The sequence below is a fragment of the Sphingomonas sp. ATCC 31555 genome (assembly GCF_000282895.1).
Taxonomy (GTDB): Bacteria; Pseudomonadota; Alphaproteobacteria; order Sphingomonadales; family Sphingomonadaceae; genus Sphingomonas.
In genome coordinates, this window is record NZ_ALBQ01000034.1 from 44,629 (window position 1) to 69,381 (window position 24,753).

Sequence of the window (24,753 nt, forward strand, 5' to 3'; positions counted from 1 at the left end):
GGCCTTTCCAGCGGCTCGCCGATTATCGTGCCGCCGATGCGATTACCGTGTGCCGGGAAGGCATTTGGGGCAGAACCGGGATTCGGATGAGCGGTGGATAGGGCAATCAGCCATGTCGTGATCGTGGGCGGCGGCACTGCGGGCTGGCTGTCCGCTTGTCGCATCGCTGCTGCGACGGCCGGCGCAATAGCAGTGACATTGATCGAATCCCCCGATGTGGCGACAATCGGTGTGGGGGAAGGGACCTGGCCTACGATCCGCCGAACCCTGGAGCGGATCGGCATCTCCGAGACCGAGCTGCTTCTCGCGTGTGACGGTTCGTTCAAACAGGGGACGCGGTTTGATGGCTGGGCGACCGGCGCGGCCGACGAGCGCTATTATCACCCCTTCGTCCCGCCGCTCGAACTCGACCCCGCCGACCTTCCGGGCGGTCGCCCCTATGCTGTGGCCGCCTGCCCCCAGCCGCAGGTGTGCGCCGCCGATCTCGCACCGCGGCAGCGGGCGATGCCCGACTATGCCGGCGCGCTGAATTATGCCTATCACCTCGACGCGGCCAAGCTGGCAGTGCTTCTCACCCGCCAGGCGACCACGCGGCTGGGCGTACGGCATGTGCGCGATCATGTCCTCAGTGTCGAACGTGCCGAACACGGCAGCATCGCGGCGGTGCAGACCCGAGAGACCGGTAGGATCGCAGGCGACCTGTTTCTGGATTGCACCGGCCAGTCGGCGCTGCTGATCGGCGACACACTCGCCGTCGACGTGGTCGATGCCTCCGCCACCTTGTTCAACGATCGCGCTTTGGCCGTGCAGTTGCCCGTCGCCCCGGACAGCCCGATCGCGTCGCAGACCGTGGCGACGGCACATGCCGCCGGCTGGATCTGGGACATCGGACTGCCGAGCCGGCGGGGGATAGGGTGCGTCTATGCCTCGGCGTTCATGGACGAGGCAGCGGCCACGGCGGTGCTGGCCGACTATTGCCGCGCGTTCTTGCCGGAGATGCCTGCACCGCGCGCACTGCGCTTCCGTTCAAGCTATCGGGCACGCCCGTGGGAGGCGAATTGCCTCGCGATCGGCCAGTCGGCGGGGTTCATGGAGCCGCTGGAGGCCTCTGCGATCGTGATGATCGAGCTGTCGCTGGATGCGTTGCTCGAAGACTTCCCCGTTGATCCCGCGCTGATGCCGATACAGGCGCGCCGCTTCAATGCGCTCGCCTGCTATCGGTGGGAACGCATTGTCGAGTTCCTGAAGCTCCATTATGTGCTCAGCCGCCGCGAAGAACCCTATTGGCGCGCGCACCGCGCCGCCGCGACGATGCCCGAGCGCCTGGTCGAGGCGCTACAGCTATGGCGATACCGGGCACCCTCCGCATTGGATCTGCCGATGCAGGATGAGCTGTTTCCTGCAGCAAGCTATCGCTACATCCTGTGGGGCATGGGCTTCCCCTTCCCCCAACCCTCTCCCGTGCAACGGCCGGTGCGTCCCGACCTGCCGAACCAGTTGCGGCAGCTCGACCAGCGCAGCCGTGCGCTTGCCGCGAGCCTGCCAACCAATCGTGCCTATCTCGACGCCCTGCGCGGCGAGCGACCACCCTTTCTGGAAAGATGCGCGTCATGACCCGCCATGCCATCCTCACCGCTGAAGCGCATCGTGACCTGCGCATCCTGGAGCAGCGTGACGCCGCGCTGGGTGATGCGCAGATGTGCTGCATCACGGTACCAACCGAGTTTCGCGAGGTGCAGGCCGAATATCCGATCCTGTTCCGCCTCAACGAGGAGCGCGATCGGTTCCATGCCTTCGCCATGTTCGGCTTCGAGAGTGGCGAAAACCTGTTCCTGGCGGATGGCCGCTGGGACGCGCGCTACCGGCCGCTGGCGATGGACATCCAGCCTTTCCTGATCGGGGGCGGCCCGGATGAGGATGGCGAAAAACAGGTGCATGTTGACTTGGACTCGCCGCGCATCGCCCGAGGCGGTGAAGGGATACGCGTTTTCGATCCGCACGGACAGCCGACGCCCTATCTTGAACGCATCGCCGAGCAGCTGGGCGCGCTAGATCATGGTTACCGCGAGGCGGGAGCCTTTTTCGCCGCTCTTCAGCGCTACGAACTGCTCGAACCATTCACGCTGGAGGTCACGCTGGCGGACGGTTCTACCAACCGCCTGGTTGGTTTCCACATCATTGACGAAGATCGCCTGGCGTCACTCGACGGAGCCGTGCTGAGCGAGTTGAACGCCGCCGGGCACCTGCTGCCTATCTACATGGCAATCGCGTCGCTCGCGAATTTCAGCGCCCTGATCGCCCGGCGCAACCAGCCGACCGTTTATGGCTGAAGCCGATCCGAACGGGCTGCTAGCCTCGCTTCCGCCGGTGCCCGAAGTGACGGTCGCCGATGCGGCCGCGCTGGACGCCATGCTGCGCACGGCCGAGCACCCGTTCGTCGTGCGCGGACTCGCTGACGATTGGCCGCTGGTCGACGCCGGCCGCCGCTCCGCCGCTGCTGCACAAGACTATCTTCTTGCCCATCATCGTGATCGCCCCTTCCCGGTTTCGGTCACGGCGCCGAACAGCGACGGGCGGCTGTTTTACGACGACGCAATGGCGATGAACTTCCGGATGATGGAGGCGAAGCTCCCGGAAATCTTCGCGCGCATCACCGAATTCGCCGAGCTACCCGATGCGCCCTCCATCTATCTCGCCTCCATCGACGCGATGGCCTATTTTCGGGGTCTGCACGAAGCCAATCACATCGATCTGGGCACGCGCGATCTGATCACCAGCCTTTGGATCGGCACCCGTACGCGCATCGCCGCGCACAACGACGTGCCCCACAATCTTGCGGTTTGCGCGGTCGGCCGCCGCCGCTTTACGCTGTTCCCGCGCGAACAGTTCCGCAACCTGTATCTCGGTCCGGTGGACAACACTCCCGCCGGGCGCGCAATCAGCATGGTCGATTTCCATGCGCCGGATCTCGACCGCTTCCCCCGCTTCGCCGAGGCGCTGGCGAGTGCGCAGGTCGCCGATCTCCAAGCGGGCGACGCCGTATATATCCCGGCACTGTGGTGGCACCATGTCGAGGGTACCGAAAAGTTCAACGTGCTGGTCAATTACTGGTGGCGCGACGCACCCCGATGGATGGGCCAGCCACAAGAGGCCTTGAACCACGCGATGATGGCGATCCGCGACTTGCCCGCAGACCAGAAGGCACATTGGCGCGACATGTTCGATCACTACGTCTTTGCCAATGACGAGAGCGTCGTCGCCCATATTCCGGAGGGCGGCCGCGGCATCCTCGATCCGATGACGCCGACGCTGGCGGCCCGCCTGCGCGGGTTCCTTATGAAGGCGCTCAGCCGATGAGGGCACCGCGCCGGATCGTCATTGCCGGCGGCGGCACCGCGGGCTGGATGGCCGCCGCGGCGCTGGCGCGCACGCTGGGCCGCGCCGTCAGTGTCACCCTGGTGGAGTCGGACGCGATCGGCACGATCGGGGTCGGCGAATCCACTATCCCGCCGATCATCACCTTCAACCGCCTGCTGGGCATCAACGAAGCCGAGTTCATGGCCGCCACCCAGGCGACGTTCAAGCTCGGCATCCAGTTCGACGGATGGAAGGGCCCGCAGGACAGCTATTTCCATTCGTTCGGCCTGACCGGCAAGGATCACTGGGCGGCCGGCTTCCAGCATTTCTGGCTGGACGGACGGACCCGGGGCAACGACGCTCCCTATGACGATTATTGCCTGGAACTGGTGGCCGCGCGCGAAGGCCGCTTCGCGCATCTGCCGGATGACCGGATGAACTATGCCTATCAGCTGGATTCGACCTTGTACGGTCGGTTCTTGCGTCGCATGGCCGAAGGCGACGGAGCCGTTCGCATCGAGGGGCGCATCGAACGGGTAGAACTCGACGGGAAAAGCGGCGACATCGCCGCACTTGTGCTGGACGACGGGCAGCGGATCGAGGGCGACCTGTTCATCGATTGCACCGGCTTCCGCGCGCTGCTGATCGAACGCGCGCTACATGTCGGGTTTGACGACTGGAGCCATTACCTACCGTGCGACGCCGCCGTCGCCGTGCAGACCGAAAGCGTGCGCCCGCCCGTGCCCTTTACGCGCGCCATCGCGCATGAGTCCGGCTGGCAATGGCGCATTCCGCTCCAGCACCGCGCCGGCAACGGCATCGTCTATTGCAGCCGCTACCTTGATCATGACGTCGCGCGGGAGAGGCTGCTCGCAAACGTCGAAGGCACGGTGCTTACCGAACCCAACATGCTGCGCTTCACCACCGGCGCTCGGCGCAAGCAATGGCATCGCAACTGCATCGCGATCGGCCTTTCCGGCGGGTTCCTGGAGCCGCTGGAATCGACCAGCATTCACCTGATCCAGCGCGCCATCCTGCGCCTGATCCGCCTGCTCCCCGGCGACCCCGTCAGCCCGCACGACATTGCCGAGTTCAACGATCAGCAGATGACGGACATGCTGCAGATCCGCGACTTCCTGATCCTGCACTATAAGGTCACCGAACGTCGCGACACTCCCTTTTGGCGGCAATGCGCGGACATGGAGATACCCGAAAGCCTGGCACACAAGATCGCTCTGTTCCGCGAAACAGCCCGCGTCTTTCGCCGCAACGACGAACTATTCGCCGAGAACAGCTGGGTGCAGGTGATGCTGGGCCAGGGCATCGTGCCGGAAAGCTACCATCCGATCACCGCCCGCCTTTCCGACGGCGAGCTTGCCCAACTGCTGTCGAGCGTGCGCCAGAACGTGGCGACGACGGTGCGCGGCCTGCCGCCCCATGCGGACTATGTCGCGCGCTTCTGCGGCGCGGTGGCCTGACGCCGATGCCGCCCCGCCGTCGTCAGTCCGTCACCATCCGGCATGTCGCGGCTGATGCCGGCGTGTCGCTGCAGACCGTCAGCCGGGTGATCAACAAGGAACCCAATGTTCGCCCCGAAATGATGGAGCGGGTGCAGGCGTCGATCCTCAAGCTTGGCTATGTTCCCTCCATTGCCGCGCAGCGCATGGGGGGATCGCGCTCTTATCTGATCGTCGCGCTGAACGATCGCGAGCGGACGATCGACGGGTGGCGGAGTCGGGAAGGCACCGACTGGGTGGATCAGATGCTGCTCGGGGGCATGCTGACCTGCGCCGAATATGGCTATCGCCTGATCGTCGAGCTGGTCGACACGCACAGCGACCATATTGAACGCGAATTGCTCGGCGCGATCGCAGCGTTGCAGCCGGACGGGGTGATCCTGACGCCGCCGCATTCCGAGAACCCGCTGATCACCCGCTTGCTGGAGGCGCATGGGATCAGCTTTGCGCGGATCGGATCGCTGAAGCCCGGCAGCGGTTTTCCGATATCGATCGATGATGAGGGCGCGGCACGGCTCGCCACGGAGCATCTGACCGCCTTGGGCCATCGCCACATCGGCTTCATCGCCGGGCCGGATGACTATGAACTTAGCGGCCTGCGGGTCGCCGGCTGGCGCGCGTCGATGGCGGCGGCGGGGCTGGCATGCGAGGGATTGCTGGCACAGGGGGATTTCACGTTCGCATCGGGTCGTGCGGCGGCGATCGCCTTGCTGAGCCGAATCCCGCGGCCCACCGCGATCGTCGCCAGCAACGATCAAATGGCGCTGGCGACGCTGGAACTCGCGCATGAGCGGGGGCTGGACGTGCCGGGCGATCTTTCGCTTGTCAGCTTCGACGATACGCCGATCGTGCGCTTCGTCCGGCCGCCGCTCACCGCCATCGTCCAGCCGATTGCCGATGTGACGGCACGCGCGGTCGAACTGTTGATCGCCGAACAATCCGGCCGCCCCGTGCCCGATGGCCCTTTCATCACCCCCGCCAGCCTTGTCGTCCGCCAGTCCACCGGTCCCATACTGCCCGACCACACGCCCTGATCCGGGCGCAGCTTGCCCTGCGCACTTGCACATCCCTTCATCTTGGCGCACCTAATCGGCCATCGGGGAAAGTGCGGTGAATGGGGGTGTAAGGCGATGATCTCGCACGCACAGCGTTCTTCGCTGGCGATTTTCGGTTTCGCGCTGGCTCTGGCGGCGGCAGCGGCGGTGCTGCTGTTCGCCAGTTTCGGGCCGCTCGAATTGCTGGCACCAGTGCCGACAAATGCGCCTGCCGAGCGTCCCGCAGATCCTGCGGCCCTGTTGCCGATCGACGCGTTTCTCCCGCAACAAAAGCTCGATCTCGCGCCGGACGTGGCCCGCGCTCGCAACCATGCCTTGCCCTTCTACCGCGGCTTCAGCCCGCCCGCTCCGCCCTTCGATGCCGCCTGGCTACCGCCCGCCGAACTGGAGCGGGAAACCGATTGCCTGGCAGCCGCCATCTACTACGAAGCCGCGACAGAGCCGGTGGCGGGCCAGCGGGCAGTTGCGCAGGTGGTGCTCAATCGCGTGCGGCACCCACGCTTTCCCAAGCGAATCTGCGATGTGGTGTATCAGGGCGCCGAGCGCCGCACTGGCTGCCAGTTCACCTTTACCTGCGATGGTTCGCTCGCCCGCGCGCCGGTGCCGCGGCGCTGGTTGATTGCCAGGGCCATCGCCAATGCAGCGCTGCACGGCGCGGTTTCCGCGCCCGTCGGCCAATCGACGCATTATCATGCGTCCTATGTCTTTGCCCGATGGGCGCCCGAGTTGCGCAAGATTGCGATGATCGGCACGCACATCTTCTACGCCCCGCATCAGGCCTATGGGGGGTTCATCTTCGGCGCACCGCGTCCTGCCGAACCTCTGCCGCCGGTGTTGCCGGCAATCATGGGATCATTGCCGGTCGATACCGCCGCAGCCGCACCGCCAGCAAAAACGGACCCGCCGGTCGAAAAACAGGCCTCGGCGCAAGTTACGGCAGCGACGGCGCCCATGCCCCTGCCCACCCCCACCGCCTCGCCGAAGCCGTCGCCGGCTCCGGCATTTCCGCTGCAACGCAGCACGCGGCGCCTTCCCCTCCCCGGTCAGGACTGAGTTTCGTTCTGGCACCGCGCGCCGCCAGCGGCGTCGCCAACGGCCTTGGGAAAGCAAAGGTTTATTACTGTTTACAAACGAAATTGATAAAGAGCGATCTTCGCAAGAATCTACTTTTTATTAACTCTCGTTTTTACTATCATTGCTCTGCAACATGATTCGAGGTGTTTCGCCGGGGGCTTGGCGAGAGGGGGGAAACCGTGTACCTGTCGAAAACGGTTCAAGCGCCGATGGAAGGTCATCAGGCGACATCCACGCAGATCGCGATCCGTATCGCAGACATCATCGTCTCGATCGTAGCGCTGGTTATACTTTCTCCTCTGCTGCTTTTTCTGGCAGCAGCGGTGTTTATCAGCGATCCTGGTCCGATTTTGTTTGCGCATCGTCGTATCGGGATGGGCGGCATCTATTTTCGCTGCTTCAAGTTCCGCACCATGGTGGTGAATGCGGAAACCAGGCTGGCGGAGCTTCTGGAAATAGACCCCGAAGCGCGCGCCGAATGGATGATGAACCACAAGTTGCGAAACGATCCGCGCGTCACGCCGCTGGGCCGCTTCCTGCGAAAGAGCAGCCTCGATGAACTGCCGCAGTTCGCCAACGTGCTGATCGGCACGATGAGTGTGGTCGGCCCGCGCCCGATCGTGACTTCGGAAATCGCGCGCTATGGTCGATACTTCGCCGCCTACTGCAGCGTGAAGCCTGGAATCACAGGCCTTTGGCAGGTCAGCGGGCGCAACGACACCAGCTATTGTCGTCGCGTAGCGTTAGATCTGCTGTACCTTCGCCGCCGCAGCTTGACCTTCAATTTGCGCATCATGCTTCTCACGATCCCCGCAGTGTTTCTCGCGAGCGGCTCGTGCTGATGCTGCGCTGCGTCTGAGCCTGCGCCATGCGTGTCGCCATCATCCATTACTGGCTCGTCGCCATGCGCGGCGGCGAGCGCGTGCTTGAACAGATCCTGGATCTGTATCCACAGGCAGATATCTTCACCCACGTTTATGATCCGACGCGGATGTCGGCGAAGATCCGTGAACGTAAGGTCACGACCACCTTTATCGGCCGCCTGCCCTTCGCGAAGGAGCAGTATCAGAAATATCTGCCGCTGATGCCGCACGCGCTCGAACTGCTCGATCTCAGCGCCTATGATCTGGTGATCAGTTGCGAGGCGGGCCCAGCCAAGGGCGTGATCACGCGGCCGGATGCCCTGCACGTCACCTATTGCCATTCGCCGATGCGGTACATCTGGGACCAATATGGCCAGTATCGCGACGCCGGCGGCCTGCTGACGCGCTGGACGATGCCGCTGCTGGCGCCGGGACTGCGCCGCTGGGACATGGTCAGTGCCTCGCGCAGCGATGCGATCATGACGAACAGTCATTTCGTGCGAAAGCGCGTGGCGAAATTCTGGGGTCGCGAAGCGAGCGTGGTCTACCCGCCGATCGACGCCAGCTTGTTTGCCCCAGCTGAGCCCGAAGACGCCTATCTCTGGGCAGGCCAGCTCGTACCGTACAAACGACCCGATCTCGCGGTGGAGGCTTTCCGCCGCAACGGCCTCCCGCTCCACATCGTCGGGGACGGCCCGATGCGCGCGCAGCTGCAGCGGATCGCCTCCCCGAACATCCGCTTCACCGAACGGCTCGACTTCGATGCGCTGCGCAAGGCCTATGCGACGGCCCGCGCGCTCGTCTTCACCGCCGAGGAAGACTTCGGCATGATCCCTGTGGAAGTGCAGGCAAGCGGCCGGCCGGTACTCGCCTATGGCCGGGGCGGCGCGCTTGAAACCGTGGTGGAAGGCCGGACGGGGCTCTTCTATCGTGAACAGACCGCCGCCGCGCTCGAAGCGGCGGTGGCGACCTTGGAGGATTGGCTGCCGCGGTTCGATCCTGCCGACGCCGTGGCGCAAGCGGCGCGGTTCAGCGTTGCCAATTTTCGTGCCGGCTTCCTGGCCACCGTCGCCCGCGCGCATCAGCAGCTGAACCAGAGCCCCGTACCTGCGGCATCGCTGGAAGCCGCCGCATGAGCGCACCCGGTCGATCGGCGGGCTTCGGGACCCCCTTTCCGTCCCGGCCCGGAGACATGACCGTCGAGTTTCGCGCGCCGCCCTCGGCGGAACGCGGCAGGCAAGCGGCAGCGATCGTCATCGCTTTCCTGGTTATCGGGCAGCTGGCGTTTCATGGCGCTAATACCGCCGGCTATGGCGCCATGGCCGCGATGGCCGATCTCTGCTTCGCCTTCACGGTCTTCGCCTTCGGGCGGATCGATGCGTTGTTCTGGCGGCGAACGACCCTGCCGCTCCTGTTCCTCGCAGCAGCGGCTGCCTGGGCGGCATTGCCGATGGCGCCCGCCGTGCGCGCGGCATTCGCCATTCCAGATCGCGTCGCGCCGGACCTGTTCGACGGCGCCATGCTCTCGCTGCTCTCGCACATCGCGCTGTTTCTCGCCGCCGCCGCGCTCGGCTATCGCCGTCATGCCGTGCGGCGAACGATTGCCTGGCTGGTTGTCGCCGGTGGCGCCTATGTCGTCGCCCTGCTCATTCTGCGCGAATCCGGTGCGCTGGCAGAACTGGGATTTCTGACGACCAAGGGGCAGGTACGGTTCGCCGCGACTATCGGGAACTGGAACGCGGCCGGCGCCGCTTTGGGAATGATTGCGCTTCTCGCTGCGGGCACGGCTGGCGACCGGCTGGAGGCGCTGTGGCTCGGGCGTCGGGTAATCGGAATGGGCTATTCCGTGGCGTTCAGCATGATGGTGGTGCTTTGCGCGGCGGTGCTATGCGCACAGACGCAGTCGCGCCTTTCCACCGGACTGACGATCGCGGCATTGCTTGTGCTGCTGTTCGCGGCGCTCAGCCGCAATGGCGATCACTGGCCCCGCACCGCGCGCGTGGTGGCCCTGGTCACGATCGGGATCGGCTTTGTCGCGGTGCTCGGCATGCTTGCCGGCCCCGCGATCCTGGGGCGTACCGGCCTGATCGCCGACGATTTGGACGGCCGGATGCAGGTGCTTGGCTATTATGGCGCGGCTTCTATGCAGGCGCCGATCTGGGGTCATGGGCTGGGGGGCTTTGTCGAATGGAACCAGCAGCATCTGGGCCCCGCCAACGTCGCCGACTATTGGATGTTCGGCGCGGCCCATAATGTGGTGCTGCAACTGGCGATCGAAGCCGGTTGGCCTTGCGTGGTGCTCCTTGGCCTGGGTCTTGTCATCCCGGCCGCGACGATCGTTCGCGTCGCCTGGCGGACCGAAATCGATCTGCCGGCGCTTTCCGCCTTGCTTGCCCTGGCGCTGGTGGCCGGCGCCGCGATGCTGGACATCGCGCTGAATGTGCCCGCCATCGCGGCGCTTGCCGCGCTGTTATTCGGTCTGTGCTGGGGCCGTGCGCTCCGCACCGCCGTCCCGCCGCGCCGCAGCGAGGCGTAGCTGAAAGCCGACGGCGGCCGGGCTGTCTCCCAGGATCGCTTCGATCTGCCGCCGCAGCCCGCCGTCCATCCGCGTCAGCAGCACCGCCTCTTCCAGCATGCTCGCGCGGGTCTTCGCGTCCAGTTGCTGCCAGTGGCGTACCCCGAAGGCGACGCGCCACAGCCCCTCGTACGGCAAGAACCGGCCGCCGGCATAGCTCGCGGCGAACGCGGTGAGCGCCTTCTGCTGTTGCCCTGGAAGCAGCATCGCCTGATACGCCTCCGCAACCCGCAACGATGGCCACACGGGTCGGGCAGATTGCGCCTGCGCAAGAAAGCCACCGGCGTTGGACAGAGCCAGCGCGCGATAGGCGCCATCCTGCGACGCCGCCGCCGACCGGCTCCAGGCTGCCGCTAGCGCGAGCGCCAGGCGCGGCGGTACAGGCTTGGTCGCATCGTCATAGCGCGCCGCCAGCTGCTCCGCCGCGTCCAGATCGGCGGCAAGCGCCCGTGCCGCACGATCGATCTGCCAGGCCTCTATCGCGACCGGCGCGCCCCGCAGCGTCGCAGCGGCGATCGCGCCGGCGAGCAGTATCGCCGGCCAGCGCGGCGCAGCGTTGCGTCGGCCGGCCGCGGTCGCGCGTCGCGATGCAGCCGCTGAGCGTTCAGTTCTGGTAATAGTTGCCATAGCGATGCGAATAATAGAGCGCGCCCATCGCCTCCGCGCGGCGATCCACCATGGTCATCACCACACCGCCCACATGCGTCCCGTCCTGCTCCACGCCGGCGAGGCAAGTGTCGATCGCCGCAACCGACGTGGCGTTCCACTTCACCAGCAACAGCGCGGTGTCTGCAAGCGCCACGAGTGCGCGCGCATCGGCAACGCCGAGCAGTGGCGGTGTATCGAGCACGACATAGTCATAGTCCCGGCGCACTGCGGCGAGCAGGGCATCCATTTCCGGCCCATGGAACAGGTCGACCGGCGTGAACGAGGCGCGAGCAACCGGCAAGAGCGTGAGCTGATCGACCACATCGGGCATCAGCGCTTCCGACAGCGAGCACCGCCCTTCCAGTAGCTCGACCAGCCCGTTCGCGATCGGCGTTTCGATCGTGGACAGCAAGCTCGCCCGGCGGACGTCGCAATCGATCAGCAGCACGCGGTCGCCGCTCATCGCCATCACGCGTGCGAGCGACAGCGCCGTCGTGGTCTTTCCTTCGGCCGGCAGCGTCGAGGTGATGGCGATTACCTTCGGGCGCACGCCCTCCTTCGCCTGCAGGGCACGCCGGATCGTGCGGAAGCTTTCGGCATAGGCGGAGGCAGGCTTCTCGACGAGCGATGTCGCAGGCGACACGCGCGCGCCGCCAAAGCCCCAGCGGCGGCGGCCGAGATCGGGCACCGAGGCGAGGAACGGCAGCCCCAGCAACAGCTCGACATCCTCGGGCGTACGGACGCGCGACTGGGTGCCTTCCGCCACCAATACGCCGCCAAAGCCGACCAGCAGCCCTACCAGCAGCCCGGCCGCGAGCATCGCCTTCTTGTTGGGGAAGCTCGGGCTGGCGGAAACCGTCGCGCGCTCGATGATCCGGGCCTGCGCCTGACTATCGTCGATGCGCTTGGCCTGGTTGTTCTGCTGATTGGCTTGCGACAGCCGTTCATAGGCGGCGCGCTTGGCCGCCGCCTCACGCTCGAGGCTGTCCGCCTGCACCGAGGCGCGGTTGTTTTGCGAGATCTCGCCCCGCAGCGCACTCAGCTGGCTTCGCAGGCTGGTGACGCGCGCGTCCGCCGCCCGCGATGCCGCGCGGAGGCCTTCGATGATCCGCGCCTGCTCCTGGCGGATCTGCTGGTCCAGCGCCTGAATGCGATCGTTAGCGCCGATCACCTGCGGATGCTTGGCGCCGTAGCGGGAATTGGCGACCGCCCACTCCTTTTCGGCCTCGCTGCGCTGGCGACGCAGATCGGCGATCACCGTCGAACCGAGTACCGCGCCCACCGCATCGCTGCTGCCCCCGCTCGACTGGCGTTCGGCCACGGCAAGATCGGATCGCGCGCTGGCGGCCTGCGCCTCGGCCGTGGCGAGTTGCCCCGCGAGCGGCGCTACCTGCTGGTCGCTCACGGTACCGCCGCCGCCTTCGACGATGCCGGTCTGCGCGCGGTACTGCGCAACCTTGCTTTCCGCCTCGCGCACTTCATTGCCGAGTTCGCTCAGCCGCTGACCCAAAGACGCGGACTGTTGCGACGCGGTTTCGACAATCGTTTCGACGCTGCGGCTGATATAGGCATTGGCGAGGGCATTGGCGACCTTCGCGGCCTTTACCGGGTCCTCCGAGCTGAAGCCGACCTGGACGACATAGCTCTTGCCCTGACGCGCTACAGAGAGCCGGTCGAGCACCTTGCTCGTCGCATGTTCCACCAGCGCCGCTTCGTTCGCCGTGCCGCCGGCGCGCTGCCGCTTCTGCCAGGCGGGCGACAGAAATTCCGAGTCGTACTGGAGGCCGAGTTCGCGCACCACCGCGCGCGCGGTATCGCGTGAGCCGATGCTTGCGACTTCGGTTTCGATGATCGACTGGTCCAGCGGCGTATCGGCCCGGGCATCGAAATCGAGCGGCGATGCGCTGCGCGGCACGATGCGCAGGCGGGTGGTGGAAGAATAGAGCGGCGTGAGCAAGGCCGAGACCACGGCCGCGCCCACCATCGCGATCAGCACCGCGCCGACCAGGATCGGCAATCGCCGACGCAGCGCGTCGCCGACGCCCGAAAGCGTGATCGGCTTGCGGCCGATGTGCCGCGCCTGATCGAAGCGGCTTTCGATACGCACCGGTGGCAGGGGGGTTACGCTGTTCATTACGCCTCGATCTGGTTCACGGCGCCGTCAGCGCTGGAAGACAATGGAAATCAGCCCGCGATTCTCAGTGTAGGCATTGGCCACCGCATTCGAGGTGCGCGAGTCATGGGAGAAGGAAAATGCCAGCCCGATCGTACGATTCAGGAAATAGCGCGCCCCGGCGCCGGCCCGCCAGATCTTTACATCCGGCACCGTCGCGCCGGTGCCCTGATAGGTATCCACTTCGTAGCCAGCCTGGCCGTAGAGGAGCAGGTTGCGCAGCAGCTCATGGTCGGCCCGCACGCTGCCGGAGGTGGCGAAGAAGCCGCTGGTATCCTGGAACGACGCATCCTCCACGGTACGGCGCACCGTTGCCGTGATGGTGGTGAGCGGGCTCGCGAAATACTGCACGCGCCCTTCCGCGGCCCAGCCGGAAATGTCGGGATAGATCGATGCCGTGTAGTTCCGGCGGACATAGCCGGCGGAAATGGCGCCGCGGATCAGCGAACTCACGTCGAAGCTGGCGCCCAGCAACGCACGCACCTGATCCGAGGTACGGTTGGGAACCCCCACCGACAGCGGCACGCGATAGTCGCTCTTTTCATATCCCAGCTGCACGAACACCGACGTGTCGGCAGAAACCGATATTTCGCCGCGGCCTGCCCCACGATAGACGTCGCGATTTCGACTTGCCTGGTCCAGCACTGTGCCACCGAAAGTGCGCACATCGCTGAACGTGAAGCCGTTGTAATCGAACGAAAGCTGGCCGCGCGCCTTGCCGCCGGTAAAGCTGGCCGTGGCACCTGCCTCGTTTTGGCGATATTGGATCGGCTCGGAAGCGGTCAGCGGTACGGCCGCGGAGGTGCGGGGTTCCACCAGCCGGGATGCGCGGAATCGCCCCGCGAACGAAACGCTGGACGTGGCGTCGAGACGCCCGTTCGCACCCGCGAACCAGGTATTTTCGTCACGCTGCGTCTCCGAAAAATAGCGACGGCCGGCATAGCCTGCGCTCAAGTCCAGCGCATAAGTGGTGGCGTTGGTCGACAAGGAAGCGCGCGGCGCCACCGTGACATAGCCATCCCCGGTGCGCGGCGACCGGATCGCGTAAACGTTGTCGGAGAAGCCGAGTTCGGTATCGACGCGCGGAAAGAGCGTGAAACTGCCGAGCTGCAAGCCCAGAGCCTCATATTCCGGCCGGGCGCGATCAAGCACCGACTCGTTCCGACCGCGATCGAACTGCAGCGGAAGATCGGGCGCAACCAGGCTTTCCCCGACATTCTGCGCCTGCGCCTGCGTAGCGCAAGCGAGGCCCAGCACGGACACTATGATTGAATGATAGCCACGCACAATAGTCCCCCCAAATTCTACGCCAGCAACCGCTTAGGGTGCCACGTAATCCGACGTGCCACCGCCGACGGCCACATTGGGTCCCTGATCCGCCTGCTGATCCGCGACACTGCCGGTCGCGCCGGTGCCTTCATTCTGGCACCGCGAAACCGTGGTCGACAGGTTGCGAAGGGCAGCACGCGCCGTGTTGGACAGATCGCCCTGCAGCACTGTGTTCAATGCCTTGGTCGTCGCACCGCAGCCTGCATTGGCCTGATCCAGAACGAACGCCAGCTGCGCCTCCAATGCGCCGACACGGGCGTCGTCCGGCTTGCCTTCCAGCGCTGCGCGGATCGCCTGCACCACCGCGTCTGCTTGCTGGTCCTCGTCGACCGGTGCAGGCGCAGGCGTCTGCGTCGCCTCTCCCGTCTGCGTCGCCGCAGGGTTTGCAATCGACAGCGATCCCGCCGCAAGAACGATGAATACTCCGCGCACCGGAACTCCCCCTTCTCGTTTCCTCTGAAATCAGAGGTATTTAATCTCCAAACGCATCCATTCGCACATTCAGCGTCATCGACTGAGCCCGATTTTCAGGATCAGAAGAATCGCTCTCCAATACGTACGGTATCACCCGGAGATACACGAACAGAAGCATCAAGGCGAATCCTCTGTTCTTTGTCATCTCCCGCCCTCCGCAGGAAGACGTGCTTACGATCAGCCCTGTAGCTGAAACCTTCCGCCGTCGCCACCGCGTTTAGAACTGTCAACCCAGAGGAATATGGATATTGTCCAGGTTTTTTTACTTCCCCGAGGATATAGTAGGGACGAAAGGTGAGAACATCGATGCTGACTTTCGGCTCGCGAATATATCCATCGGCCAACTTGGTCCGAATATCTTCCGCTACCTGGCTGGCGGTCCTGCCTTGTGCCGGAACATTGCCGATCAGCGACATCGACACAGAGCCGTTTGCATTCACAAGATATTCGCCCGAAAGCGACGGCTCGTCATAGACGATGACGCGAACCTTGTCGGCAACGCCCAGATGATAATCCTGGTCCGCCGACACCGCAGAAGCGGCAGGCGCGGCTTCCTGTGCAAATGCAGCACCATTCAACGCCAGTAACAAGAACATGATGGTTAGAAGACGCTTCACCTCGTCATCCTCCTTGTCACCTTCTTATCAAGAAACCGAATATTAAGCAATGCATTACTGCACCGTAACGGGAATTGCGCAGGAAGAACGCGGTCGGATCGTGGTTACCACGGGCAAATGATCCGATCCGTTTGCAGGCCCGCGATGGACCGCAACAACCTGCCAGCGGGGACCCAAAAACAGGTGGTCCAAGGGCAAAAATGGTTGCACTGCAACATCGTGCAGGCGGGCGGGCCACGTCACGCGCAATTGCGTCACGCGCCGCATCGGCGCCCATTCAGCCTCCAGCCGCCGCATGCCGAACTGCCAGGCAGGCAGGTTGAAATCGCCAGCGATCAGCATCTGTTCTCGCGGAAGATGAGCAATTTCGGCGCGCAGCCGTGCCAGATTGCGACGCTGCCCCGCATAGGGCCACGGGCGGGCGAGATGGATGCCTATCACGTCCAGATCGCCGCAGCTGGTTTCGAGACGGGCCCAGGCGGCGGACAAGGCGCGCCGGTTCTCGGGGTCGCCCTGCGCGAGGCTGCGAGCAGCGCGAATCGGCAGTCGCGAAAGAATCCAGGTGGAGCAACGCCCCCCCGGCGCACAGTTCACCCGCCCGGCAAAGTGCGGGAGCAGCGATTGCAGCAACGCCGACTGCCAGCCCACCTCGGCGAGCACCACGATGTCGGGCCGCTGCGCCAGGATCCAGCGCGCGGCCTGCTGCGGGACGGGATTGTGCTTCCAGGCGTTGAACTGCACGATTCGCAGATCGCGGACCGGATCCTCTGTCATCGCTTGGGGGGCAGCGGCCAGGCCTGGCAACAGCGTGACCGCGGCATAACCGACGCCCAGCGTCGCAATGCCCAAGGCCGCGCGCCGGTGCCGCGCTGCCAGGCAAAGCGCAGCCCCCAGCGCCAGCAGCGGCCATGCCGGGGCGACGATGTTGGCGGCATCCCCTGGCTCCCACACTGTGCCGAGCAGGCCGAAGCCGATTCCCAGCCCGGCCAGAGACGCCAGAACAAGTCCGAAACCCTGGCGCAACCTTTCGCCCACGCCAGGGCGCGGCGCAGCACCGACCGCTTGCAGTCTGAACATCGGCTAGTCCTCCACGGAGGGATCTGAGGGGAATGTTAAGCGTTCCGTAACGATTGCTCTGGCAGAAGGACAGCATGGCGAAGCTGCAGGAAAATCGAAACGGCGAAACGCCGTCGTCGGCGCCCCGGGCGCCCATCTGGTCGTCGGCCCAGGCGCCGGGCTTTGTGCCCTCGCCGGTCCATGGCTTTCAGGCGCGGATTGCCGCGGCCTGTCTGGACGAGGCACCGGACGATCACGCGCGCTGGCCCGGTGCGGTACGCCTGGCGCTGCTCGGCGGCGGCGTCGCACTTTCCTGGTGGATCGCAATCCAGTTCGCCCGCGCGATCTTGTGATCCCCTTAAGTCGATTACCTTAACGTAAAAGTTAACCACCTCGTTAAACCTCAAATAAGCACGTCCTCCATTACTCCGCTGCCACATCAGGCGGAGTATGCAGGATGCGTAAGCGTAGCGCGGCAGCGTGTATTGCCGCTCTTTTGATGTGGCCGTACTTGGCTTCGGCACAAGAATATCGATTTGTTCCTACGGCCAGCACAACGGATGCTCCACGCGGGTTCGTCGCATTGTGCCAAGCGGACGGTGCACTGTGCCGCATGCTCGGCGGTCTTCCGGGGTATGGCGAGAGTCAGACCGGTCGCGCCGTTGCCGCGACCGCGAGCATCGCGCTCACTCTTCCCCAACACGCCGCGATCGATGCCGGTAGCGATTCCTCCAAGCTGCTCGCCAGCGTCAACCGCTTGGTCAACAGCCGCGTCCGTCAACGCACCGATCTTGCCGCGTTCGGCGAAGGCGAGCTGTGGCGCCGCAGCGGCATCGGGCGGGGGGCCGTGGGCGACTGCGAGGATCTCGCGATCGAAAAGCGGCTGCAGCTGATCGACGCGGGCTATCCCGCCGATCGACTGTTCTTCGCAGTCGTCTATCGCCGTGGACTGGGCCTGCATACGCTGCTGCTAGCCCGCACAGACGATGGCGACATGGTGCTGGACAGCCGCTCGCCTTATGTTCGGCCCTGGCACGAAGCCGGCTATGACTGGATCAGCGCGCAGGCGCCAGGCGAAGCCGGCCGGTGGCAGACGGTGGTGGTCCCCTCCCGTCGATCCTGATCCAGCCGCCGAGGCTTGATCGGCAGATCGATTTCGCCGAGCAGTGCCGTGGATTTGGATCGAGGAAAGGCAGGGCATGTCGAAGGCGACGCGCGCCACGCGCATGCTGGAAGCGGCGAATATCCCGTTCAGCGTCCACAGCTACGATTATGATCCCGATGCCGACCAGATTGGGATGCAGGCGGCGGAGGCGCTGGGCGAGCCGCCAGCGCGGGTGTTGAAGACGCTGATGGCGCTGGCCGACGGCAAGCCGGTGCTCGCCATCGTACCGTCCGATCGCCAAGTGGCGATGAAGCGGCTCGCAACCGCACTGGACGCGAAATCGGCCGAGATGATGAAGCCTGCTGAGGCGGAGCGGATCTCCGGTTACAAAGTCGGCGGGATCAGCCCGTTTGGGCAGAGGCGGTCTTGCCCGGTAGTGATCGAGCAGGATGCGCTGACGGAGCCTCATGTATACGTCAACGGCGGGCAGCGCGGCCTTCAAGTGCGGCTGACGCCCGGCGACGCCGCCCGGCTGCTCGCGGCAAGAGTGGCGGCGATCACCGTCTGAAACGCAACATCGGAAGACGAACGCTGCCGTCGCGATCCCCACGGCCATTTAACTATGGCCACCATACTTCTACTATGCTTCTCGCGGTCGTGTTGCGCTTAACTTCAAAGGTATTGAGCGGCATAGAGATTTAAGGCGCCCGCAACGATCATGTGCATACGCAGCATCCTCCGCACTACGCTGATGCTCGATAGAAGGCATGTGCGCCTCGCGCCCCGCAGATCACTCTTCGTCGCGGCGATTGCATCCTGGTCCGGACTTGCGGCGACGCCTGCGGACCTATCGTTAGCGCAATCCAGCGAGCGGATTGCGGTGGAAAATTCCGACAACGAGATCGTAGTCACCGGGATTAGCGGCATCGTAGTGAATGGGCGAGCCCGCCGGTGTCGCCCCGTCGCCGGGGATCCCCTCGATGCTGTGGACCTGCGCTCGGGCTACGACACGGACCCCCACTCAGGGCTGCAGGTGGCCAAATACATGGCCATCATCCCCGACGGCCCATCGGGGTACATTGCCGCTCCCAATGCCGAGCAGATCACCGGTCCCGCCTTCTGGCAGCGCATCGGCGTCGGGATGGATCAGTATGTCTTTCGCGCACCATCGAACAATAGGCCGATGTGCGTCGGCGGGAGCGGCGGCATCGACAGGTTTGCCGGCTTCCGGCGTATCGTCCACGCCACCCCCTATCGAGGGCACCGTCTGCGGTTCACCGCATGGGTCGCCACCGGAGGAGCGCAGCAGGTCAGCTTCTGGCTGGCCGCCGGAACTCAATGGCACCAGCAACGCGGTCAATTGAAAGCGCGAAGGACCGAAACCAATCGATTGTTGAACGGCGGCAACACCAACGCCGTACCTTTCGGGGGAAACCACGGTTGGACGCCGGTTCTGATCGAGACCGGCCCAATTCACAAGGATGCCGATCACATCAGCTATGGTTTCGATCTGCAGGGTTCGGGCGATGTCTGGGTTTACGAGCCCAAGCTGGAAATCGTCGCCAATGGGCTCGACCCGCGCACGGGTAACATTATCATGATCGGACGGAACCAGTAGCTGAAAGCCTGCTCCCGACGAACCTTCGGTAGTTCAAATCAAGATGCGTCCGCTGCCATTGATAGACATCGCGGCTGGTTGCGCATTCTTCCACCTAGAGCGTCTTCACCCGCGGTGAATTGCTTCAGAGCGGCCGCGCGTGCTTGGCCGCTTCGCGCAGCAATTCGGTGACGTGTTCCAGCATCGATGGCCGCCCCTTCGGCCCCTTCACCACGGTGGCGTTGATATAGGCATGGACCTTCGCGCGCAGCCGGGCCTCGGCACGAAGCCGCATCCAGTCGCCTGCCCTTGTCCCTCCGACCGCCCCGCCGAGCGGCAGCGTTGTCGCCGCGCCTCGCATGATGCCGGAGAGCGCGGCGCCGCCCGCGGCGGCCCAGTCGCCCAGTTCCTCCATCATGTCGCGCATCAGGTTCGTGTCGATGGGCTGCGGTCGCCAGTGTAGCGGATAGAAGGCGATCGGCTGCAAGGTCCGGTCCGCCTCCTCGATCACTCGCCGTGCCAGCGGATCGACGACCCGGCGCACCACCGGCGCAATCCGAGTGGCAACGAAGCGCGTCTGCTCGATCAGGCCATCCTGCCAATCCGCTTGGGAAAGCTCGGTATCCAGCGCCTCGACCAAGTCCGCCGCGGCCTGTTGCAGCACCGCCCGCGCCAGCGCCACATGCGTGTCGCGCCAACGGCGGATCTCTCCCCGGCCGAACAGGCGCATCAGGACCAAGGTTGCGGCTCCAGCAGGTTCATGCCGGCGACCTGACCAGAAACGGCGGGTAATCTCAACCGTTCACCGCGCGCCAAAGGCTGGCACGCCCGGCGGTACGGCGGCATTGCGCCAGCGCTCCACGGCCACGACTTCCATCTTTCCTCCCTCGTTCCGCCGCCGCTGGATCAGCGTTGCTTCCTGCTGCCGGGTCGATCCGATCGTGGCGCCGGTTCGCACCCAGAAGCTGTTCGATTTGAACGAGGTGCCCCAGGGCAAGGTGACGTGCTGATCGTTCAGGTCCTTCAGGGTCAGGTAGCCCTGGCGCGCGCGGATGGCGACGAGGCGGCTGGCGATCAGCGGATCCTTGAACAGGATGCGCATCAATTCGGGCTCGGCGGCATTCAGGTTGATCGCGGTGATGCCGGGCAGCGCCGTCACCACCCGTTCCAGCTGATCGGCCATCTTCGGCGCGATGCCTGCAAGCCGGAGCGGACGCAGATCGGTCACCGGCCCCTGCAGCCGGACATATTGGATCGCGGCCACCACCTGCTCGGGCGGCATGCCGATGTCGTTGGCGATTTCCTGGAGCAACACCACCGCCCCCGCCTCACCGGTGCGAACCGAATTGATGTTGAACCGTCCCTCGGCATCCGCGATCGCGAGATCGAACGTGCCCCCTTCGATCGGCGCGGCGTTCTCGGCAAGCTTCGCCCAGGGCTCGCCGCGATGATCAACGTCGCCGGCCGTTTCCGCATCGCGCCGTAGCGCCACCAGCGCGGAAAGCTCGCCCCCGCGAACGATCGCCTGCGCCCGCGCCGCCTCGCGCATGCGCAGCCCGCGGTCGAGCGCAAGTTCCTCGCGATTGACCATCAGCAGCACCAGCCCGCTGGCGATCGCGACGAACATCAGCACGTTGACCAGGATCATCCCAGCTTGGTCGTCGCCGCGCACCTTGGGGGCGTTCACTGCGGAGCCTCTTGCGCGCGCGTCGGCAACGTCACCACCCGGTGAAGCCTCACCGGAGCGCCACTCGGCCCTGCCGCCTGCAGGTCCAGCGCGATCGCCCGCGGCCAGCGCTGCTTGGCTTCCTCGCTGTCGTCCACCGGCCACCGGTCGCGCCATGCGCCATCCCAGAATTGCCACCGCGCGGTCACAACGCCCGGCAATAAAAGTTGCGGTGCGGGCGCCACCCGCACCAGCCCCCCCCCAGCTACAGCATATTGTACCCGTGCGGTGACGCCGCCGGTACCCGGCGCGGTGCGCAGGAACGACAACGCGTCCCCCCCGCCGGTTACTGGGCCACTGGCAAGTTGATCGAGATCGCTCGTCAGCACGAACATTGTCCGCTGCAGCGCGGCCAGCCGATCCAGCCGCGCCTCGGTTCGCCCGTTCACGCGCAGGATGCCGTCCACCAGCGCCAGGCCTGCCGCCGCAATCAACGCGAACAGCCCCAGCGAAATCATCAGCTCGATCAACGTGAAGCCGGCCTCGCCGGCTTCGCGGCGCTGATTCACGATCCCGAACTCACCGCCACGCTGGCATAGCCGTCACGCGAGGCGACTACGATCGCGAAATCCCGCGCTACCGAGCCGTCGGTGCGGAACCGCACCGGACCCGTGACGCCGTGAAAACCGCGGGCATCGACCAGGCCGGCCATGTTCAGGGCATTGGCCTCGCGCAGCTTGTTGGCGACACCCGCCGCGTCATAGGCGAGTGCGGTGATCGTACCCGGATCGCCGCCGTTCCGGGCTTCGAACGCCTGCGCGAACGACGCGAACCCGCCGGGATCGGGACAGGCGAGCCAAGCGCCGTCCAGTGCTTCCAGTGCCTCCGGCCGGCTATCCAGCCCTTGGATCGTGCCCAGCAGTTGCACGCCGCTGCCCCGCAGCGCCCGTGCCGCGGCCAGGACTCCCTCGCCGCTGCCGGGCAACAGCACGGCATCGGGCGAATCGCCAGCGGCCGGCAGCGGCTCGTCCGGCGTGACCTGCAGCACCCGCAGCCGCAGCCCGATCTCCTGCTCCATCCGGCCCGCCGCAAGGCTAGCGGCAGCGCACCAAGGCGAGCCATCGTCGATCATTACCACCGATCGCACCCCGCGGGTGCGCGCGTAGCGGAGCACCGCACTCGTCACCTGGGCAGCGGTGATGCCGAATATCCACACGCCCGGCTGGCGCAGCACCGAATCGTTGCTGAACGCAATGACTGGCACTCGGTTCGCCACGGTGCTCCCCACCGCCGGAAGTTCCGCCGCGGTCAGCGGGCCCAGAATCATCGCCGGGTGACGCCGCAGCGCTTCGCCGGCGGCGCGGGCGGCCCCCTCTGCCGTGCCGCCGGTATCGAAACTCAGCACGAAATCGGCGTTTTCCGCGAGCAAGGCCGCTTGGCGCATGCTACGGCCGAGTTCCGCTCGCGGTCCGGTGAGCGGCAGCACCAGGGCGATGGGGCGCTTGTCCTTCTTCTCGCCCGCCCACGCGAACGAAGGAAGCGAGACCGATGCCGCGGATAGGACGAGGCCCGAGGGCAGCAACCGCAGCAGGGACCGACGGTCCATTGCCGACTCCGGATTCAGCGAATGAGGCACGTCGGCGTCTTATCGTCTTCGCGGGCCTCGGCATAGGGGCCTATGCCCTCGCCATGCTCGTAACCGCACCGGCGAGCCTGCTCGTCCGAAACGCGCCGTGGCGCACGGGCGTCGCCGGCACGATCTGGAACGGCGAAGTAGGCATCGCAGGCGGCAGCCGATTTACCTGGCAGATGGCGCCGCTGCGTTCGCTGACGAGCCTGGCGTTCGCTGCCGACTGGAAGGCGACAGGGCCGGATACCGATCTCGGCGGCCGGCTGCTGGTGCATGCCGGCGGGCGCACCGTGCTGGATCATGTCAGCGGCGCCGCGGACGCGAGCCTGCTCCAGGCGATCCAACCGGATCTGCCTTTCACCTGCGACTTGGTCATGCAGGTGGAAATGGCGCGGATCGCTGTCGGCGGCGGCACGCAGATGCTCGACGGCAAGGTCACGACTGATCCGGGCAGTTGCAGCCCCAAGAGCGGCGGCGCGGCAACAGCGGTGCCCGCCCTGCTGCTTACCGCCGAACATGTTGGCCCGCGCACGACGATCCGGCTGGCGCCGTCCACGCAGCGCCGGCAGGTGCTGCTCGATGCCGTCCTCAGCGAAGACGGTGCGCTCGATCTGGGCGTGAGCCGTGACGGCGCGACGGCCCTGCCGTTTCTTGGGGTACCCGGCGGTCTTCGGATCCAGGGGCAGCTGTGAACTGAAAGCCTTAAAGGCGATTCCCCGCCGAAGAGCGCCTTTACACGCCCACCAGATTGTTGAGGTTGATGATCGGCAGCAGGATCGCCAGCACCATCAGCAGCACCAGGCCGCCCATCACCAGCAGCACCAGCGGCTCGACCAGAGCGACAAGCGTCGCCACCAGCGCGTCCAGCTCGCGCTCCAGTTCGCCCGAGGCGCGCCCGAGCGCGGGGGCGAGCTTGCCCGAACTTTCGCCGGAGGCGACGATCGCAACCAGCATCGACGGGAAAACGTCCGCTTCCTGCATCGCCGCGCGCAAGCTGATGCCTTCGCGCACCCGCGCCGCCACACCAAACGCCTTTTCGCGCACGAAGTGGTTGGGCGTAACCGCCGCAGCGGCATGCAGCGCCTCGACCAGGGGCACCGCGCTACCCACCAACGTGGCCAGGCTGCCGGCAAATCGAGCGGCGTTCATCTGGCGGCTGAATCGGCGGAACGGCCGGCGCTCGGCGAAAAACCGGTGCACGCGCAGACGGTTGGCCGGCACCCGCAGCCACCGCCCTAAGGCGATGAAGCCAACGCCGATGGCGATCAGCAGGTAGAGCCCGAAGGCCTGCAGGAATGCGCTGATCGCGATCAATGCGCGAGTGAGTAACGGCAGATCGGCACCGCGCGAGACGAACACTTTCACGATGTCCGGCACGACATAGACCATCAGCAGCACCATCATTCCGACGGAGACCAGTGCGAGCAGCGCCGGATAGAGCAATGCGAGTTGCAGCTTCTGGCCATTGGCCTGGCGATTTTCGACGAACTCGGCGAGGTGGTTGAGCACGTCGGTCAGCCGCCCGGACGCCTCTCCCGCCGCAACCGAGGCGCGGTAGAATTCGGGGAAGGCCTTGGGATGCTGCGCCAGCGCGGCGGCGAAGCTGCGCCCGTCCAGGATGGCGCCGCGCACGTCGAGCAGCAACGAGCTTACCGCCGGCTGCTCCGACTGGTTGGCGACAAGGCGCAGCGCCTCCTCGATCGCGATGTCCGAGCCGACCAGCGTCGAGATCTGCCGGGTGACGGTGGCGAGCGCGCGGGCGCTCACCCCGCTGCGGCCGAAGCGCGGCAGGGTGATCGACCCGATTGAGCGCCCGCGCTCAGCGGCAGGTTCAACCGAGAGCGGCAGCAGCGCCTGCTCGCGCAGCAGCGCGCGGGCGGCGGCGGGGCTGGACGCCTCGATCACGCCGCGCTTGGCGGCACCGCTGCGATCGGCCGCGCGATAGGCGAAAGCGGGCATTCAGATCCTCCCCTGTCGAACGCCGCAGCGTGCGCTCCCCTCCCGCTTGCGGGAGGGG

Annotated in this window: 25 protein-coding genes; 14 read left to right on the forward strand and 11 right to left on the reverse strand. The window is 65.6% G+C overall.

The annotated features are described in order from the left end of the window. Window positions 1-93 precede the first annotated feature (93 nt). The 9 genes from B215_RS0114295 to B215_RS0114335 all read left to right on the forward strand — a co-directional run bounded on the left by B215_RS0114295 (window position 94) and on the right by B215_RS0114335 (window position 10,402). Window positions 94-1,614 (forward strand): tryptophan halogenase family protein, encoded by a 1,521-nt coding sequence (locus B215_RS0114295; RefSeq protein ID WP_026009270.1) that lies wholly within the window; start codon window positions 94-96, stop codon window positions 1,612-1,614. Beyond that, window positions 1,611-2,330: a SapC family protein gene (locus tag B215_RS0114300; RefSeq protein WP_026009271.1), complete on the forward strand. Its 720-nt coding sequence runs from the start codon at window positions 1,611-1,613 to the stop codon at window positions 2,328-2,330. Before B215_RS0114295 ends, B215_RS0114300 begins: the two co-directional genes overlap by 4 nt. Further along, window positions 2,323-3,357, forward strand: a complete 1,035-nt coding sequence (locus B215_RS0114305) for a cupin-like domain-containing protein (protein ID WP_019370331.1) — start codon at window positions 2,323-2,325, stop codon at window positions 3,355-3,357. Before B215_RS0114300 ends, B215_RS0114305 begins: the two co-directional genes overlap by 8 nt. Continuing rightward, on the forward strand, window positions 3,354-4,835 hold the full coding sequence (locus tag B215_RS0114310; RefSeq protein ID WP_019370332.1) for a tryptophan halogenase family protein: 1,482 nt from the start codon (window positions 3,354-3,356) through the stop codon (window positions 4,833-4,835). Before B215_RS0114305 ends, B215_RS0114310 begins: the two co-directional genes overlap by 4 nt. Window positions 4,836-4,840: 5 nt before the next feature. Next, a complete protein-coding gene (locus B215_RS0114315; RefSeq protein ID WP_019370333.1) occupies window positions 4,841-5,908 on the forward strand; it encodes a LacI family DNA-binding transcriptional regulator in 1,068 nt (355 codons plus the stop codon). A 168-nt stretch (window positions 5,909-6,076) separates the two neighbouring features. Beyond that, window positions 6,077-6,982, forward strand: coding sequence for a cell wall hydrolase (locus tag B215_RS20190; RefSeq protein ID WP_236704476.1), 906 nt, complete (start codon window positions 6,077-6,079; stop codon window positions 6,980-6,982). 200 nt (window positions 6,983-7,182) lie between these two features. Beyond that, entirely contained in the window at window positions 7,183-7,845 is a 663-nt protein-coding gene (locus B215_RS0114325; protein ID WP_236704477.1) for a sugar transferase, read from the forward strand. Between the two features lie 26 nt (window positions 7,846-7,871). After that, window positions 7,872-9,002, forward strand: coding sequence for a glycosyltransferase (locus tag B215_RS0114330; protein ID WP_019370336.1), 1,131 nt, complete (start codon window positions 7,872-7,874; stop codon window positions 9,000-9,002). 56 nt (window positions 9,003-9,058) lie between these two features. Then, entirely contained in the window at window positions 9,059-10,402 is a 1,344-nt protein-coding gene (locus B215_RS0114335) for an O-antigen ligase family protein (protein ID WP_019370337.1), read from the forward strand. On the opposite strand, the gene B215_RS0114340 is transcribed toward B215_RS0114335, so the two are convergent. The 6 genes from B215_RS0114340 to B215_RS0114365 all read right to left on the reverse strand — a co-directional run bounded on the left by B215_RS0114340 (window position 10,337) and on the right by B215_RS0114365 (window position 16,759). Continuing rightward, on the reverse strand, window positions 10,337-11,068 hold the full coding sequence (locus tag B215_RS0114340) for a hypothetical protein (RefSeq protein WP_019370338.1): 732 nt from the start codon (window positions 11,066-11,068) through the stop codon (window positions 10,337-10,339). The two genes, B215_RS0114335 and B215_RS0114340, sit on opposite strands and share 66 nt — an antisense overlap. Then, window positions 11,046-13,223: a GumC family protein gene (locus B215_RS0114345; protein WP_019370339.1), complete on the reverse strand. Its 2,178-nt coding sequence runs from the start codon at window positions 13,221-13,223 to the stop codon at window positions 11,046-11,048. Before B215_RS0114345 ends, B215_RS0114340 begins: the two co-directional genes overlap by 23 nt. A gap of 27 nt (window positions 13,224-13,250) precedes the next feature. Further along, window positions 13,251-14,525: an outer membrane beta-barrel protein gene (locus B215_RS0114350; RefSeq protein WP_050990187.1), complete on the reverse strand. Its 1,275-nt coding sequence runs from the start codon at window positions 14,523-14,525 to the stop codon at window positions 13,251-13,253. Between the two features lie 57 nt (window positions 14,526-14,582). Next, window positions 14,583-15,023, reverse strand: coding sequence for a hypothetical protein (locus B215_RS0114355; RefSeq protein WP_019370341.1), 441 nt, complete (start codon window positions 15,021-15,023; stop codon window positions 14,583-14,585). Between the two features lie 101 nt (window positions 15,024-15,124). After that, complete coding sequence (locus B215_RS20935; RefSeq protein WP_019370342.1) at window positions 15,125-15,682, reverse strand: polysaccharide biosynthesis/export family protein; 558 nt, start codon at window positions 15,680-15,682, stop codon at window positions 15,125-15,127. Between the two features lie 54 nt (window positions 15,683-15,736). After that, complete coding sequence (locus B215_RS0114365; RefSeq protein WP_019370343.1) at window positions 15,737-16,759, reverse strand: endonuclease/exonuclease/phosphatase family protein; 1,023 nt, start codon at window positions 16,757-16,759, stop codon at window positions 15,737-15,739. A 74-nt stretch (window positions 16,760-16,833) separates the two neighbouring features. Between B215_RS0114365 and B215_RS0114370 the strand changes: the two genes are divergently transcribed. The 4 genes from B215_RS0114370 (at window position 16,834) to B215_RS0114390 (ending at window position 19,461) form a co-directional block, all read left to right on the forward strand. Then, window positions 16,834-17,091 (forward strand): hypothetical protein, encoded by a 258-nt coding sequence (locus tag B215_RS0114370; protein ID WP_152997833.1) that lies wholly within the window; start codon window positions 16,834-16,836, stop codon window positions 17,089-17,091. A 260-nt stretch (window positions 17,092-17,351) separates the two neighbouring features. Next, the gene (locus B215_RS0114375) at window positions 17,352-17,861 is read left to right on the forward strand and encodes a transglutaminase-like cysteine peptidase (protein ID WP_019370345.1); all 510 of its coding nucleotides are present in this window, start codon (window positions 17,352-17,354) and stop codon (window positions 17,859-17,861) included. A gap of 76 nt (window positions 17,862-17,937) precedes the next feature. Then, window positions 17,938-18,411: a Cys-tRNA(Pro) deacylase gene (gene ybaK / locus B215_RS0114380; protein ID WP_019370346.1), complete on the forward strand. Its 474-nt coding sequence runs from the start codon at window positions 17,938-17,940 to the stop codon at window positions 18,409-18,411. A gap of 477 nt (window positions 18,412-18,888) precedes the next feature. Then, complete coding sequence (locus B215_RS0114390; RefSeq protein ID WP_156804370.1) at window positions 18,889-19,461, forward strand: hypothetical protein; 573 nt, start codon at window positions 18,889-18,891, stop codon at window positions 19,459-19,461. A 124-nt stretch (window positions 19,462-19,585) separates the two neighbouring features. On the opposite strand, the gene B215_RS0114395 is transcribed toward B215_RS0114390, so the two are convergent. From B215_RS0114395 to B215_RS0114410, 4 genes are all read right to left on the reverse strand, one after another. Further along, window positions 19,586-20,170 (reverse strand): hypothetical protein, encoded by a 585-nt coding sequence (locus B215_RS0114395; RefSeq protein ID WP_019370349.1) that lies wholly within the window; start codon window positions 20,168-20,170, stop codon window positions 19,586-19,588. 72 nt (window positions 20,171-20,242) lie between these two features. Then, the gene (locus B215_RS0114400) at window positions 20,243-21,127 is read right to left on the reverse strand and encodes a general secretion pathway protein GspK (protein ID WP_019370350.1); all 885 of its coding nucleotides are present in this window, start codon (window positions 21,125-21,127) and stop codon (window positions 20,243-20,245) included. Then, window positions 21,124-21,675 carry a type II secretion system protein GspJ gene (locus B215_RS0114405; protein WP_019370351.1) on the reverse strand — a complete coding sequence of 184 codons (552 nt, stop codon included), beginning with the start codon at window positions 21,673-21,675 and terminating at the stop codon, window positions 21,124-21,126. The genes B215_RS0114400 and B215_RS0114405 overlap by 4 nt, the downstream gene beginning before the upstream one ends. Next, window positions 21,672-22,712, reverse strand: a complete 1,041-nt coding sequence (locus B215_RS0114410; protein WP_019370352.1) for a penicillin-binding protein activator — start codon at window positions 22,710-22,712, stop codon at window positions 21,672-21,674. The genes B215_RS0114405 and B215_RS0114410 overlap by 4 nt, the downstream gene beginning before the upstream one ends. Window positions 22,713-22,795: 83 nt before the next feature. On the opposite strand from B215_RS0114410, the gene B215_RS0114415 reads away from it, so the two are divergent. Beyond that, on the forward strand, window positions 22,796-23,428 hold the full coding sequence (locus B215_RS0114415) for a type II secretion system protein N (protein ID WP_019370353.1): 633 nt from the start codon (window positions 22,796-22,798) through the stop codon (window positions 23,426-23,428). A gap of 40 nt (window positions 23,429-23,468) precedes the next feature. On the opposite strand, the gene B215_RS0114420 is transcribed toward B215_RS0114415, so the two are convergent. Then, a complete protein-coding gene (locus tag B215_RS0114420; protein WP_019370354.1) occupies window positions 23,469-24,695 on the reverse strand; it encodes a type II secretion system F family protein in 1,227 nt (408 codons plus the stop codon). Window positions 24,696-24,753: the final 58 nt, after the last annotated feature.